This window comes from Bacillus cereus (assembly GCF_002567495.1).
Classification (GTDB): Bacteria; Bacillota; Bacilli; order Bacillales; family Bacillaceae_G; genus Bacillus_A; species Bacillus_A cereus_AQ.
Map to the genome: position 1 here is coordinate 27,613 of NZ_NVAP01000042.1, position 16,801 is coordinate 44,413.

A 16,801-nucleotide genomic window follows, 5' to 3' on the forward strand; every position below is an offset into this window, starting at 1 on the left:
TTACACCCTCTTCTTTGTTAATTTAAGTAATACTTTGCTCAAGCTTTCTTCCGTAAGATCCTCCGCATCAGCAAAATCTGATACCGTAAAAGCAGACTCTGTTGTTGGTTTATTTATAAGTTGACGAAGATGCCTCAACATACCATCTGCTATCACTTGAATTTTTAATTTAGAAAATTGTTGCCTACTATACATCCAAACAAAATGTAACTTTTCATCTTTCACCATTCCGATAACATCAATTAAATGAGATGGTTTGGAATCTGAAGCGTGATTTGAAAATGTAAACCCAGTCTCTTGCATAAACAAAGATTCCATTGAGAACACCTGATCAAATTGGCCCAAATAGTTAAAGCTTATTGAAGGTTTTTGCTGATAAAACGGAATTAATCCTTTATTCAAGTAACGTAAAATACCATAGTCAACTCCGCGATTCGGAATTCGACGCAATTGTTCTTTGACAGCCTTTAACCCTTCAATAGGTGTTTGAGTTCCAAGAAAATTGAGATGAATGGGATAAATACTCGTGAACCAGCCCACTGTCCGTGATAAATCAATACCTTCAATCATCTCTTCTCTTCCGTGTCCTTCTAGATGAATAGAAACCGTTTGCTGATTTGTACAATCGACGATAGCTTGTCCTAATGCCGTTAATAATACCTCATCAATCCTTGTCTTATGAGTCATTGGAACTTCGTGTAACAATGCATGTGTTTCTTTTATTCCTAAAGTCCTCGTCACTTGATCAATCGATTCTTCTGTTGTTCCTTGTATTGGGTAGTCCATTGGAATTTTCATCGTTTCTCTTTCTACTTGTTCATTCCAATAATCGTGTACTTCTTTTGAAATACCCGAATCACTGTATGTCTGGAGTCGCTCAGACCAATCTTTAAAAGATGTACTTTTCGCAGGTAAGCGAACTCCTTGACCTTGTTTCATCTGGTTATATACCACCTGTAAATCTTCCAATAGAATTCTCCATGATACTCCATCTACTACTAAATGATGAATCACCCAGAATATTCGATCATTTCCAGTTAAGTTATCCTCAAAGTAAACTACTCTCATTAACGGACCAGTAACTAAATTAAAACTAGCTTGATTAATGTTCATCTCTTCTTGTATTATTTTATTCCACTCTTTTTCATTAATTTTGTTCCGTTTTACAACATGGAGTACTGACATCTCATCGGTACCTTCATTTCTCTGCCTCCACGTTCCGTTTGGTAACTGTTCGTACCGGAGCCGTAAAGCATCATGATGTTTGAGTAAATTTAATATCGCTCCCTCTAGTAACTTCACATCCAATCTTTCTTTTACTCTTAAAAGCATTGATTGATTCCAATGCTCTGGATGTGGATGTTCTTGCTCGAAGAACCAGTACTGAATTGGAGTAAGGGAAACATCTCCTGTCACAATTCCCTGCTCCGCTTGTACCCCCTGCGTTTCTATAGCCACTTGTGCCAGCTCAGCAATAGTTGGGCATTCAAACATTTGCTTTGGAGTAAGTTTTAACCCCACTTGATTTGCTTGAGATATGATTTGAATACTGAGAATGGAGTCACCACCAATTTCAAAGAAATCATCATAGATTCCCACCTTTTTAATACCTAATACTTGTTTCCAAATGGAAGTCAGTATCTGTTCGTTACTATTCCGAGGGCCAACACATTCACTATTAATCTGCTTTTCCTCCGGCATAGGTAAGGCCTCACGATCAATTTTTCCGTTAGCTGTAAGAGGAATGGCTTCCATCGTCACAAATCTAGAAGGTACCATATAGCTTGGTAGTTTCGCTATAAGATACTCTCTCCACGTACCTACATTTTCATCTCCTACAACATATGCTACTAATCGTTTATCACCCGGTTGATCTTCTCTTACAATTACAACTGCCTCTTTTATAGGTTCATATGCATTTAAAGTAGACTCAATCTCCCCAATCTCAATTCGGAAACCACGTATTTTAACCTGATGATCAATTCTTCCACGATAATCCAGATTCCCATCCGGCAAATACCTCGCTAAGTCTCCAGTCCGGTATAATCTTGCTTTCGGGTCACTACTAAATGGATGAGATATAAAGCGCTCTGCTGTTAATTCAGGTCGATTTAAATACCCACGTGCAAGTCCTGGTCCGCCAATATAAAGCTCACCATCTACACCTATAGGAACAGGTTGTTGATACGCGTCTAATATATACACTTCTAAATCTAGAATCCTTTTTCCGATATTACTTCTTAAAGCATGCTGCACATCATCTAGAGTAATTGGAGAATAGGTAACATGAACTGTAGTTTCTGTAATTCCATACATATTAATTAACTGTGGGTTTTTCTCCCCATACCTTTGAAACCATGGTAACAAGCTAATAGGTTCTAACGCTTCTCCGCCAAATATCACATAACGCAGCTGCAAATTTTTATTCTTATCTTCCTGTTCACACACTCGTATTAATTGTCTAAATGCGGAAGGTGTCTGATTTAGAACTGTGACTTCTTCCTCCACCAATAATTGATAAAAATCCTTAGGTGATCGACTAATCCAGTACGGAACAACAACTAATTTTCCACCATATAATAATGCTCCCCAAATTTCCCATACTGAGAAATCAAATGCATACGAATGAAAAAGCGTCCAAGTATCTTTTTCATTAAACTGATACCAACAATCCGTCGATTTAAATAACCGAATGACATTGTGATGCTCTATCATAACGCCCTTTGGATTTCCCGTTGATCCCGAAGTATAGATTACATATGCCAAATTTTTGGGACCGACATCAGAAACCGGCAAAGTCTTACTTTCTTTCCCAATCTCATCTTGATCACGATCCAGGTAAATCGACTCAACATTTTCTGGTAACCATTTCAATTCTTTTAAACTTTCTTGCGTTACGAATAACTGAATGCTAGCATCCTCTAAAATATATTGAAGTCGCTGCTCTGGATATGTTGGATCAAGTGGAACATAAGCCCCACCAGCCTTCAAAATCCCTAAAATACCTACAATCATTTCGAGAGAACGTTCAACGCACAGTCCAACTAAAGTATCAGGTCCTACTCCCTTTTTCTGCAGATAATGAGCTAACTGGTTTGCACGTTCATTAAGCTCCTTATAAGTAACTTTTTCTTTTTCATACGTAACTGCAATAGCGTTTGGATAAATCATCGCTTGCCGTTCGAACATTTCATGAATAGTTACTTGAGGCGGGAAATCCAGCTTAGGATTGTTGAATTCAACTAAACTTTTTCTTTTATCTTCATCAGAAATGATTTCTATTTCAGCTACCTTCTTCTTTGGGTTTTCAAAAGTATTTTCCAGTATCACTAACATAACGTTAAAAAATCGTTCTATCTCTTCCTTAGAAAATAGCTCCTCACGGTAATCAATATGTACATGTAAAGAGTCTATATCAATTAGATTTTCAATATGCACTGCAAAATCTTGTACCTCTTCACGGTTTGCAATCCATAGTGAGTCACCACTTTCATCACGATCTCTATAATCAATCGTAGTTCCGAAAAGTCTCACATTGCTGTTATTCTCTTTATTAATCTGCTTTAATAATAAATCAAATGGATATTTCTGATGTCTTAATGATTTACTTTGTTTTCTGGACACCCTATCAATAAATGAAAGCACTTCTTCTTCTGGATCAATATCCATTCTTAAAGGAACTGTACTCACCATCATTCCAATTAATTTTCGTTCCATTTTAGTCATGCGGTTGCCGTAAGCCATTCCTAATGCAATATCAAGCGATGAAGTCCACCGATACATGGACAACGAAAAAGCAGCGACAAAAAGAGTATATAAACTAAATTTATAATCTTCAGAAAATATTTCTATATTCCTCTTCAAATGCTCCGATAATATAAATGTCTCGCGTGATGCTTTGGTACTAACTTGGTACGTATTATAGGGCTTCAATCCAGTCACAGATGGAAGTGTTTTAAATTCCTCTAACCAGAATTTTTGATCTTTTTGAAAGCGACTACTATTCAAGTATGTTTGTTCATTGGCCAGAAATTGAACATATGAATTTTTAATTTCGCCTTCCTCAGTCTCGTTATGCATTTCATAATAATATTTCGCAATCTGCCCGGTAAATATTTGGATTGATAAACCATCCATGATAATATGATGTACATTCCCAAAGACTGCACATTCATTATCGTTTAATTTTATTAATGCGAAATAGTATAAATTTGAATTAAATAATGTAAACGTTTCTTTTGTTTTCTGCTCAATCCATTCCTCAAGCAAATTTGAATTCTCCACATTACTGAAATCGAAAAACTCAAATTCTTGTTCTTTATGTTTAATAAAATATTGTTTCGGTTCCTGATGCCCATTTTCTTTTAATCTAATGCACAGACCGTCATTTTCACTGATAACACGATTCACAACTTGGTTTAATTTTGAATAATTCATTTTTCGATGGAGTTTAAATAAGAATCTCAAATTACATATCCCTTTATCAGCATGAATAACTTCTGTATACCATATTCTTCGCTGTGGATGACTTAATGAATAACATCCCTCATTGGTCATAAAAATCTTCCTTTCAAAAATTATTTGCTCTTATAGGTTCGTGCTTATGTTTAGCCCATAAATATTTCTGCAGTGAAACTCCAATTACTCCAATGATAATAAGCCCAATCCCGCCATAAACATAGAGTTGTGTTACTCCAAATAAATGCACTAATGGGCCACTCATTGCAGGAGAAATAATTAGAACTGCGTTTGTTAAACTGCTTTGTATACCAAACACTCTTCCTACTTGATCTTGATCGGATTCTATTTGTAAAATGACTTGATTAGATACAAGCATCAGCCCACTTCCAATACCAGCGATAAAACTAATCAGATAGGCCAAAACGAAGACCGTACCAGGCGTTATCAAACCAATCCCCCCAAAACCAATTCCCATTAAAACCATACCTCCACATACTACCCAGCCATATTGAAATTGTTTTAATTTCTGAGTTAGTAATGCACCAAGTATTCCGCCAAGACCAATAATAGAAATGATATATCCCATTTTACTTTTATCATGTGGGAATAAGCTCTTAAATAAAGTTGGGAATTGTGAGTCTACTAATTGTAATACTGCCATGGCTATTGTAACGAAAATCATGGTTGATAATATTATCCGATTAGATAACACATAACCCCACCCTTGTACCCAAGCGGTCCAAGTACTTTGTTTTTGCTTTTCAACAAATTCTTTCGATATAGTTTCTTTAAATTTTATTGTGGGTATGAGAACTAAGGTAGCTAATAAACAACTTATAGCTCTTATAACGAGGCAGAACTCTGGTTGAAACCAGCTCAGCAACATGCCCCCTATAAGTGGGCCTACTATCTTGGTACCCTGCTCTACTATTCCGTTGATACTTACTGCTTTAGTAAGCAAATCCGGGGATACAATCTGTCTTGTTAGTGTTTGCTGTGCAGGATAATAGAAAACAATAAAAATGGAACGAATCATTAATGCCACTAAAAGCCAGTGGATATCTTGTACAAATAAAAGAGCAATCGTTATTAGACCAACCATTAGATTACAGAACATCATAATTGGAATTTTTCTAAAACGATCTGCAATAACACCTGCCCATGAGCCGAAAATAATTCCAGGAAGTGCATATGCAACAGGAATCAATCCAATCATAGTAGGATCTACTTCCCATTCAAACCCAACTATAGTCATAATCGCTAACATATCAATAAAAACACCAAGCATGAGCAATGAATAAGCAGAGAAAACTTGTAAATAAACTCTATTTCCTAATAGGCCTTTTGAATCGGTAGTTTTCATAAAAGCAAGCTCCTTAGGTTACTAATATAAACGCTTTTGCGTATAAGGTACCCCTTTATTAAACCTAATTAATCATTATAAAGATTTCACCAAGAATTTAACTTCCTCAAAACCCGGACTAATCTCAAGGTTTAGCATATTTAAAATAGTCAGATAAATTAAAGTGCACCTATTTCTTCATTTTTATCTCAATTGTTACAAAATAGACCTTTGCCTTACACTAAAAACAGCTAAACATTACCTTAATATAACCATTTACAGTTATTTGCACATTCAATTCACATCCTTTTTAAAGTTGGCTTTTTTCTATCTCAAATACTATCACACAACTTTTTCACCTACTATATTCATAAAGTTGAAATATTTGAATCAGAAAATTCGGATAAAAAACCAAATCCACAAATCATACCAAACTATTATTTAGTTATATTTTCATTTGATAGATAGCTTTAGCCATAAGGATATCAAGAATTAAGTTTTTTAATTTTATTAACATAATAGTTTATAGAGACTATAAATCCTAACAACTAAAAAGATACATATACAATAAAGTATATGTATCTTTTCTTATCCTACATATTTTCTATGCAAATTAATTCCAATAACTAAAGTTGATAATGAAAATATAATACTACCAATCACTAATGTACTCATAACCAGAATTGAATAATATAGTATTAATACTTCTGCACCTACTACCTATTTTATTTATTGGATATTTATACTTTAAAAAAATTACACATTATTTACAATTGGGGTAAATACCCAAAAATGATTTGAACATGTTATTATATACCATTATTATATTTTAAGATATTATAAAATCATTTTTTCTATAAGAGAACTTAATTTTTATGTAGTACGAAATTGTTAGCAATACAGTATATATTTTAATTTAGTTATAAAAACGTTTAAAGACCACCTATTTCCATAAGTGATCTTTCTTTGTGATTCTGCATTTGTACACTTCTGTAGAAATATAGCATAGATACGCTTTGTTTGCTAAATTTTCAGTTCTCTCCATTTACTAAAAAACATAGCTTAATACGATTAATATCATATTCGTTACATTGCAAACTATTATTTTGTCTTCTGTACAGGCAAACTACTAAAAATCAATTCAGCAACTTTTACATAGCCTTTTGAGTTTGGATGAATTAAATCTGTAGACCAAAGCGTATTGTCATTAACTAACTGATGATTCCAAAAGTCAACATGATGAAGCTTATACTCTCTACTCAGTGAAAGTATAACATCATTTGCCTCTAATAATTGTTCTTTTATTACTTGTTTTTTTTCAGCAGCAAAAGGAAGCCTCACTGTAAAATCTGGAAGGTTTGCTATAATAATATCAGACCCTGCTTTACTTAATGAATCTATCATAAATTCTATATCGTTCTTATATACATCATGATTCCAACGTCCTTTTAAAACATCGTTTGCACCCGCAATGAGACTAACCAAATCTGGTTTAAAAGTTAACGCCTTTTCCAATTGCTGCGAGCGAATTTCTTTAGTTACTAACCCACGCTTTGCAAAATTGGCATATTCTATATCGTTTTCACATAGTTGAACAAAATGACCTACCCAGCTTTTTAATGCAATTCCCTCAACTTCATCCCCTATCCCCTCTGTAAAACTATCACCAATCGCTACAAATCGCTTCCACATATGTAATCCCCCTTTATTATTAACCATATCTATACTATACAATAGCTCACAACGTAATTGTTATTCTAAGTGGTTTTCGATTTCAATTATATTCCACTTTACTATATTTACATTTTGAATCCAAAATTGACCGATTCCTAAGTATACTAAGGAATCGGTCATATTCGTATATTTACTAAAGAAATAAAATCTCTCTAGGGATTATACTTTTTTCAAAAAATTTGTTGTTCTTTGTTTTGCCCAGTTGATACATTTCTTTTCGATTAAATGATATGAAACTATAGAAAAAAGTAGTGTCATTACAATGCACAAAGTAAGAAGGAAAAAGATAGGTATCTTTGTATACAAAAGTTTAAATAGTACCATCATGATTGGAAAATGACACAAATAGATACTGTATGAAATTTCTCCTAAATATACAAATACACTCTTATTTAAAAATGCTTTTACTTTTAGGTTACTCATAGCCATTATAATAAACATACTAACCCCCATTACGACACCCCAATCTTTTAATAAGAAAGTGGTATCATTACGGGAAATACCATAAATTAAAATGGAATATAAATATAAAATAATCCCTAGTGCAATAAGAAATCCTTTATTAAATTTTTTCATATTCCTATATAAATAGATAAGTTTTTCCTGATGCTTAAAAAGTAACATTCCAACCATAAACATAGATGTAAAATGCAGTGTATCGGCATAACCATTATAAAATCCCTCAGCTTTCCCAATATGCAGCATATTAAGAATAACGCTAATTAAAGAAAAGCTCAAAGCAAATAGTATCGTTTTCTTCCAATTCAGTTTATAAAAAAGAAGGAATAACAAAGGAAACACAATAGATATGCGCATTTCTTGAGCCAATGACCAAATAACTGGATTATAATTTTCCGTAAAAAAGTTATTAAGAAGCACAAAGTGGTTTATAATATCTAATTTTGTTATAGGCCCTTGCCACCTATCATAGAACCAATCCCGTAGTCCTACCACTTCATACGGCGAAAATAAAATAAAGAAAGCAAAGGTAACGATTATCCAAAAATAATAAGGAATATAGATTCTTACAAATCTCTTAATTAAATATCCCCAATAATTTGTTTTTGAATGATAAAGTGCCATAGATAACACAAAACCACTTAGTACATAAAAAACGATAACAGCTTCCCCACCCGCCCATAAAAACCTAAGCGGGGAAAATTTAATAGCATTAGGTAACGATGGTAGCATTAAACAAAAATGTCCAAATACCACAGTAAGTGCTGCTAACCCTCGTATGGAATCTAATTCTTTTATTCTCTTACTCATAAGATGTTCTCCTTGTAAATTGTAAATTTTGCTGTTCATAAAGGTCACTATACTTAGTGTAGTGGGAGAATTGTACATATTGGTTCTTTATATAAATAATTTAAAACAAAGTATTTAATATAATGAAAAGATTTTATTAAATTTTTCTAAAATCTAATTACAGAAATACGTACCGGATTTTCTATTGTCATTTTATGGAATGATGGCTAATTTTTCATCATGTAACCTTATTAAACTAACCTTGCACCAGAATCTCTTAAATTGAAAGATTCATAATAAACGCCATCCTTTCTGTATATTTCTACAAAAAGAATAGCGTTTTTGGGTTATATGGATACAAATTTAGTTTAGCTTGATAGCAATACCAAAAGTTCCGAAGGACCACATTTGAAAATTAATGCAATCTTCTATTCCAAGCTATCCACATAAGAATCTATAATACTTTGAAACCTTTTGTTTCAGATTAATATTTAGTTGTATCTTATAAAGTTAGCTTTTTACTATATCAATCGCACTATCCCACATACCGCTAAAAAAAGATCCGGTTTTACGCATAAAACGTGTAAACCAATTTGCTTGTTCTACATCAGATTTTGTTACAAGGTCTATTTGTAATGAATTACCTGATAAGAACCCAGGATCTGTATTATCTTTAGGCGAGATAATCATTTTACTAATTGTTACACCTTTTTTAAAAGGTGCTTCTTGTTCCGTATTCGATACTTTAAATTCTTTTTTATACATGTCTTTGCTGCCCTTCGGCATTGGAAGTGAAACAGCTTGCTTCGTTTGAACTGCTACATCTTTGTCTTTTGCATTTGCTACTCGCACTGTTTCATTCCCTTTTACTACTGAATCTTTCCCGTAGACATTCTTCACTTCAAAATTCGCAAATCCATAATCGTATAATTTCTTTGTTTCATCAAAACGTGCCGTATGAGATTTTGCTTTTATCACTACAGAAATTAGGCGCATACCATTTCTTTCTACTGTACCAGTGAAACAATCTCCCGCTTCTGGAGTCGTTCCTGTTTTCAAACCATCTACACCTTCATATTGCTTAATTAAACCTTTTAACATCCAGTTAAAGTTCGCCATATCAATTGGATATTTACCAGCCTCTTGGAATGTTTTTTTGGGGATTTTTGCTGTATCTAATATTTTTGGAAAATCTTGAATGAGACGTTGTGCTAAAATCGCACAATCTCTTGCGGACATTTTATTTTTCTCGTCTAGAGTTGTCCCTTCAAGGTGATATCCTTTTAAATCTTGGTTTGTTAAGCCTGTAGAGTTTACAAATTTATAATCTTTCATCCCAAACTCTTTCGACTTATCGCTCATCATTTTTACAAAATTGACTTCTTTACCGGCAATCTCTTCAGCTAAAGCAATTGTTGCACCATTTGCCGAGTAAATTACCATTGCCTCATATAACTCTTTTACCGTATAAGAGCCACCATTTTCTAATGGAACGTTTGATAATGAACGATCTTGCGAAATCTTATATGCATATTCAGAGATTTTAACTTTTTGATCCCATTTAAGTTTTCCTTTATCCACCGCTTCATGAACTAAGTATTCACTCATCATTTTTGTCATACTAGCAATTGCCAATGATTCATCTGCATTTTTTTGATATAAAATTTTTCCAGAATTTGCTTCTATTAAAATTGCTGATCCTGCTTCAACGTCTATAGCAGGAACTGTTTCCGCTGCTGCTCTTCCAAATGTAACGTCAATGCTACAAAATAGTGTAAGCACTGTTATTATTGCAATAACTCTCTTGCAAAACATACCTTTCACTTCTGTTACCTCCAATATCTTTGTACTCAAAAAAATGATATTCTCGCATAATCCGTACTTTCATATTTTTTAGGATTACAATTAATAGACAATCTAAATAATACATTTGTTCCACATTTACAAAAAATAAAGTGAAACTTTAATCAGTGGGGGTTTTGTTCATCTCCCACTGATTATTAGCCCGCATCAATCGGGGTCTTACTGCCCGTTAATGCGGGATAAAACCAGTGTATCCCGATTTAAATATCGAGACACACTGGTAACCAAGCATCCGTTTATTAGCTATCAAGGATTTTAATTATTCAATTCAGCTATTTGTTAGACTCATATCAGAGATGAATTTTCTTTAGTCTAAACTATTAGTTTTTTGCAATAAAAAAACTACACCCTATATAGAGTGTAGTTTTTCTAACAGACTTATCTATTTTTTTACTTCCTTTTTATAAAAATCATATAATAATTCAATAGATGAACTCGATAAAATAGGAATTGCCATCTCAACTAATTCTCTATTCCAATCAAACCAACGCATTTCCATTAGCATATTCATTTCTGTATCAGTGAATCGCTTCTTTATTTCCTTAGCAGGATTTCCACCAACTATTGTATATGGCGGAACATCTTTACTTACGACAGATCCTGCCGCAACAATTGCACCTTCACCAATAGTAACACCAGGCATTATAATAGCATTCATACCAATCCAGGCATCACTTTTAATGACTGTATCACCCTTCGGTTCATATGATTGTTCAATTTGCTCAGCGAATGGATATACTGTAATCCATTCTGAGTGATGATTATGATTACCACCCATTAAAATGACTACTCCACTGGCAATACAAACATAATTCCCAATAATGAGTTTATCAAGATGCCATCCCATCTGTTCAATTGGATTGAAAAGTGCTCTGGACATAGCATCCCCCCACAAATACCTTACACAACCATCTTCAAAATTTTGATGACCAAAATACCCTGAATAATAGGAGTACTCTCCTACTTCAATGAGTGGATTTGTTACTATATCTTTTATATACTTTGTTTCTGACCAATGATTAAATAATGGATGCTTCATAACTTTATTCCTCGCTTCTAAGTATTATATATTTTGTAATTTACTTAGAAGCTTAATACGACTGCTACATTTTTTAGCTTTCTCAAACGACGAATCATTATCTTCAAGCCTTTCTTTTATACTAAAAAAAGCATAACGTAATAAATTACACAAGTCAAATTGTGTAATTTTGAACTCACCTTAAACAGCATATTACTGCAATAAGAGCATTACAATAATCTAAATTCTATACATAAAATATATTAGTTTCTGCAGTTTATAGGAAAATAATAATTAACTCATAAAAAACACAACAAAATAGGTAAAAATATCATGGCATCTTTACCTATCCTATGGATAAACAGGTCTTCATAAGAAATAGAAAACTTAAAAAAACTATAAATATATTATTTCAAATTAATTGGTTGTTGTTGAGTAATACAATGAATCATACCACCATTTTTATAAAGCTCTCTCACATCAATCCCCACCACTTTACGATCAGGATAAAGTTTTTGAATCATCTCATTTGCTATTTTATCATTAGGGTCATTATAGTTAGGAACTAAGATAACTTGATTCGCTATATAATAATTAATATATGAACCTTTATAATCAAGCTGCTTCCCATTTTCTAATGTAACATTATTCTTGCTAAGCGGCAGATATACATACTTATACTTATTACCCTCAGCATCTTTTGCCTGCAACAACTTGTTACTATCTTTGTCAGACGTTCCCCATTCACCTAAATCTTTTTTATTTAACGTTATAATAGTAGATTTATCGTGGAACTTTGCAAAACCATCAATATGAAAATCAGTAATATCTAAGTTAGGTACTCCATCTAACCAAATAAAACTGGTTACCCCAAGGTCACTCATATATTTTTCAATATCTTTTTCTGACAATTTAGCGTTTCTATTTTTATTCGTTACAGCACTTCTAGTTAATAAAGCAGTTCCATTACCATCTAATTCAAATGCGCCGCCTTCAAGAACAAATTTATTCCAATCAATTCTTTCAATACCTAACTGTTTGCTAAGATTCTCACGAAGACGAGCATCTTTCTTATATGGTGTTTTCTTTCCCCATCCGTTAAATCCTGGATCTAATATCTTTAAGTTTTTGTCATTATCATAAACAAAAATCGGTCCAGTATCTCTAGCCCATACATCGTCAGTAGGTACGATAAAGAAATCAATTTTCCCCATATTCAACCCGTGATCCATTAAAACATCAGTAATTCTTTCTTTTTCTTCTTGATCATATGCAACAATATGAACTTTTTCGCCTTCGCTTAAAGCACTTGTCATTTGAATCCAAATCGGTTCTACCTCTTGCTGATATTTTTGCCCATATGTAAATTCATGAGGCCATTGTAGCCATGTTCCTTCATGTTTGCTTTTTTCATCTGGCATTGTATACTTTCCTACTTGTTTTTGCACCTCTACTTTCTTCATATCTTTTCTCTGCGTTTTTTCAATTTCTTTCGCCTGAACTTTCTCAATCCCCTTACCTAGAGCATAACCACTGATAATAGATGTGGTTAGTACAGCACTCATACATAAATTCGTTATTTTTTTCATTTCTCAACCTCCTTTTCCGTCTTACTGTAAACCTTTACATAGTGTGAAGGTCAAGCTTTTTTGTTTGAGTTATTTAAATCATTTAAACATTCCGAACACGAAACGCAATTTAATCGAACTCTATACAAAACGAACAGTATCTTTCCAAGCAAAATATATAATATTTTCTTTCTGGAGATGGTATGAGATTTCACCTTGATGAGTAGGGAGTAACTCCACTATTTTTAAAACTTCTGGAATGCATATACCCTAGCATGAATCCTTTTACCTGCTCCCTTTTCAACCACGTATAGATAACGAATAAGAATCAACTATTCCTACTATAATCATTATTTTTCATAACATCCCACACTGGTTTCTCTTGTTATCTTTTCTACACCCCTTCATCAGTACTAAAAAACAGGAACAATTCAGCCTTCTTAATTATTTAAACTTAATATTACATACTGACGAAAATGACTTCTCATAAATTTCAACAAAAAAAGTAGCCTATAAATTTTTATAGGCTACTTTTCATTTCATCGTTATTATTTAGCTAATTCTTTCGTACCCTTCATTACATCAACGAAGAATCCCCAGTTATTCACTACAGATGAGATACTGATATGTTCATCTGGAGTGTGGACGTTAAAAATGTCTGGTCCGAATGAAATTGCATCTAATTCAGGCATCTTTTGAACGAATGCGCTACACTCAATCCCCGCATGTACAGCGAAGATTTCAATTTCTTTATTGTATTTTTCTTGATGCACTTTTTCAAATAAATTGCGAATCTGTGAGTTTGGATTGTATGGCCATTCTGGATACTCTGACTCTATTTCAAATGAAGCACCAACTAATTCAGCAATATATTTGATTTCTTCTGCAACATGTTGTTTTAAACTACTTACAGAACTTCGCACTTCGTTACGTAATTTAATTTCATCTTGCAACGTTTCAATAACACCTAAATTTGTTGAACTTTCTACTAGACCTTTAATATCCAAGCTCATACTTTGAATACCATTTGGAGTTAAGAATAATGATGAAATAAGCTGCTTTTGTGTCTCTTTAGCAAATACTTTTTCAACTGTTTCATCCAATTTTGTAAGTGTAACATGAACATCTGGATCAACAGCACGCATTTCTTCTTGTAATACTCGTGTCCATGACTCTAGTTTTTCTTCTACTTGCCCTACATCTTCTGTACGAATTAAAATTGTAGCTATACTTTCACGCGGAATTGCATTCGTTTTTAATCCGCCGTGAACTTCACTTATGTTAAACTCCGTATTTGCTGATAAATCACGTAATACTCGTCCTAATACTTTATTTGCATTTCCGCGTTGTTTATCAATTTCCATACCAGAATGTCCGCCTTTTAGACCGCCAACATATAGACGGTATGCATCCATATTCGCTGGCGTTTCATCCCAAATCACGGGAATTGTTTCAACAGCTTTCGCACCACCTGCACTACTTACAAGTAATTTATGATCTTCTTCAGAATCAATATTTATAAATACCTTTCCTTCAAAATGATTTGGATCAACAGCAAAAGCCCCGCCCATTGTCGTTTCTTCTTCAGTAGTGATTACGACTTCAAGTGCTGGATGCGGAATATCTTTTGAATCTAATAAAGCCAATGCATATGCAACTGCAATGCCGTTATCCGCACCTAAAGTTGTTTGATTTGCATATAACATGTCTCCAATAATTCTTAATTCAATTGGGTCTTTTTCAAAATCATGTACTGTTGCTTGATTTTTTTCGCAAACCATATCCATATGACCTTGAATAATAATAGCTGGTACATTTTCATAGCCAGCAGTTGCTTCTTTTTTAATAATGACATTTAATGCTTCATCTTGAATAACCTCTAAGTTACGCTCTTTTGCAAAGCCCACTAAATAATCACTAATTTCCTTTTCATTGCCTGATCCTCTAGGAATCTTTGAAATTTCTGCAAAATGATAAAATACAGGGTGCTTTGTTAATTGTTCTAAAGTAGAATACATGTTCAAGCTCCTCTCCAAATGACAAAATAATATGTAAGTTCTTTCTCATTATACCATGTTTCAGTATTTCTCCTTTCTATTTCACACCTGAAAAATGCTCAAATATTAATACCATTCCCCCTAATAATATTTGTGTATGTTACCTATATACAATGAGGTCGCTGTGCGAAAGAAACTTGCATTAAATAAAAAACGAAAGAACATGTATTATGCATGTTCTTTCGTTTTTTTCACTCGTATATATTTCGCAGTATCACTATTCATCAGTTTCTCTAAACGATTTATATTTTCCGTTAATGCACCTTTCACAAGAGAGAAATCTGTATTGGATTCTTCTTTTTTTTCTTTAAAAAACGAAGACTTTTGTACATTGACTTCAGCCATCTCTTCTCCCCCTTTTCAAAAAGATACAACCTTTTATTTATATTATATAGCAAATGTAGAAAGAGTGTACACTTATGATTTTCTTTTTAATTCTTCTTCTAATTCTTCTACTTGCTGCAACGTATCCCCTTTTATTAAAGAGAAATCTGTTGTATCTTCGCTATCTTCTTTAAAAAAATCATTGTCATAATCTTTTACCACTACAATCACCTCTACATACTAGTGTAGGAATGATTGTCCAATTTTATTCAACTTTGTCGGATTTTGCTTTTAATTTATGTATAAAAGAAAAGGACAGAAAAATAATTCTGTCCTACTTACTAAAATAACTATGATGTATTGTTAAATTATATACATTTTCAAAATCCCGATCTTGCAGGTTATTTTTCTTTCCATCAATAACAATGAAAACATCACTTACTATTTTTGCTGGTATAATCCCGACGTTTTCTACTTGCATTGCTTTCTGCTCATTCAATTGCTCGATATGTTCTAACGGAACAATAATACTAAATTGCGAGCGAATACCACGAAAGTTTGTATTTAATTCCTTCACGGCTTCAAAAACAACAATTTTCGCACCAATCTTTTCCCCATATGAATCTAAAAATGCATTTAAGCTTTTTGTATATTCCTCTTCCGTATGCCATTCCATCGTACCGAATACTGCTGGATTAACATTTTGAATAATTGTCGTGTATATTTCGCCTCTCGCTTTAGATGCAATTAATGATCGTTTTATTGATTGAACTGTCTTGCCAATATCGCTAAATTTCGCACCCCATATTTCTGAAATGTTAGGAGTTAAAATGAACGCGATATCAACAAAAATAACCATTGCGGTAAACATTAAAAGATTTTTCCAGAGGGTTAAATCGATTCCTTTTATCATGAAATACACAGTGACAGATATGATAAACAAACCATACCAAGTCTTTCTAATACGTTGCTTTTTCTCCTCGTACAACTCCTCATTTTTCCAATAAAAGAAAACAAGTACTACAAAGACTATTGCTAGAATAAATAAGCCAATTCGAATGTTAGAGATCATCAATCACATCACCCTCCATTCAAAAACTACTCACGATATCATTACATGCACAAGCAGCTCACTTTATGACAAAAGACGTGGACAAGCTTCTAAATTTAGCTACATCGCATATAC

11 protein-coding genes are annotated in these 16,801 nt (G+C 33.2%); all 11 read right to left on the reverse strand.

Features of this window, described 5'->3' with window-relative positions; genetic code table 11:
* Nucleotides 1-4,557 (reverse strand): non-ribosomal peptide synthetase, encoded by a 4,557-nt coding sequence (locus COK05_RS20095; RefSeq protein WP_098613957.1) that lies wholly within the window; start codon nt 4,555-4,557, stop codon nt 1-3.
* 13 nt (nt 4,558-4,570) lie between these two features.
* Nucleotides 4,571-5,824, reverse strand: a complete 1,254-nt coding sequence (locus COK05_RS20100) for an MFS transporter (protein WP_098613958.1) — start codon at nt 5,822-5,824, stop codon at nt 4,571-4,573.
* Between the two features lie 1,080 nt (nt 5,825-6,904).
* Nucleotides 6,905-7,495 carry an SGNH/GDSL hydrolase family protein gene (locus COK05_RS20105; RefSeq protein WP_141539177.1) on the reverse strand — a complete coding sequence of 197 codons (591 nt, stop codon included), beginning with the start codon at nt 7,493-7,495 and terminating at the stop codon, nt 6,905-6,907.
* 201 nt (nt 7,496-7,696) lie between these two features.
* Complete coding sequence (locus tag COK05_RS20110; RefSeq protein ID WP_098613960.1) at nt 7,697-8,845, reverse strand: acyltransferase family protein; 1,149 nt, start codon at nt 8,843-8,845, stop codon at nt 7,697-7,699.
* 450 nt (nt 8,846-9,295) lie between these two features.
* Entirely contained in the window at nt 9,296-10,609 is a 1,314-nt protein-coding gene (locus COK05_RS20115) for a D-alanyl-D-alanine carboxypeptidase family protein (protein WP_098613961.1), read from the reverse strand.
* A 421-nt stretch (nt 10,610-11,030) separates the two neighbouring features.
* Complete coding sequence (locus tag COK05_RS20120; protein WP_098613962.1) at nt 11,031-11,687, reverse strand: CatB-related O-acetyltransferase; 657 nt, start codon at nt 11,685-11,687, stop codon at nt 11,031-11,033.
* A 386-nt stretch (nt 11,688-12,073) separates the two neighbouring features.
* Entirely contained in the window at nt 12,074-13,255 is a 1,182-nt protein-coding gene (locus tag COK05_RS20125; RefSeq protein ID WP_141539179.1) for an agmatine deiminase family protein, read from the reverse strand.
* A gap of 527 nt (nt 13,256-13,782) precedes the next feature.
* Nucleotides 13,783-15,252 carry a beta-Ala-His dipeptidase gene (gene pepD, locus COK05_RS20130; RefSeq protein WP_098613963.1) on the reverse strand — a complete coding sequence of 490 codons (1,470 nt, stop codon included), beginning with the start codon at nt 15,250-15,252 and terminating at the stop codon, nt 13,783-13,785.
* A gap of 207 nt (nt 15,253-15,459) precedes the next feature.
* Nucleotides 15,460-15,636: a stage II sporulation protein SB gene (gene spoIISB / locus COK05_RS31405; protein WP_098613964.1), complete on the reverse strand. Its 177-nt coding sequence runs from the start codon at nt 15,634-15,636 to the stop codon at nt 15,460-15,462.
* Nucleotides 15,637-15,708: 72 nt separating this feature from the next.
* Nucleotides 15,709-15,837 (reverse strand): D-alanyl-D-alanine carboxypeptidase, encoded by a 129-nt coding sequence (locus COK05_RS20140; protein ID WP_141539185.1) that lies wholly within the window; start codon nt 15,835-15,837, stop codon nt 15,709-15,711.
* A gap of 112 nt (nt 15,838-15,949) precedes the next feature.
* Entirely contained in the window at nt 15,950-16,687 is a 738-nt protein-coding gene (locus COK05_RS20145) for a type II toxin-antitoxin system SpoIISA family toxin (protein WP_098613966.1), read from the reverse strand.
* Nucleotides 16,688-16,801 lie beyond the last annotated feature (114 nt).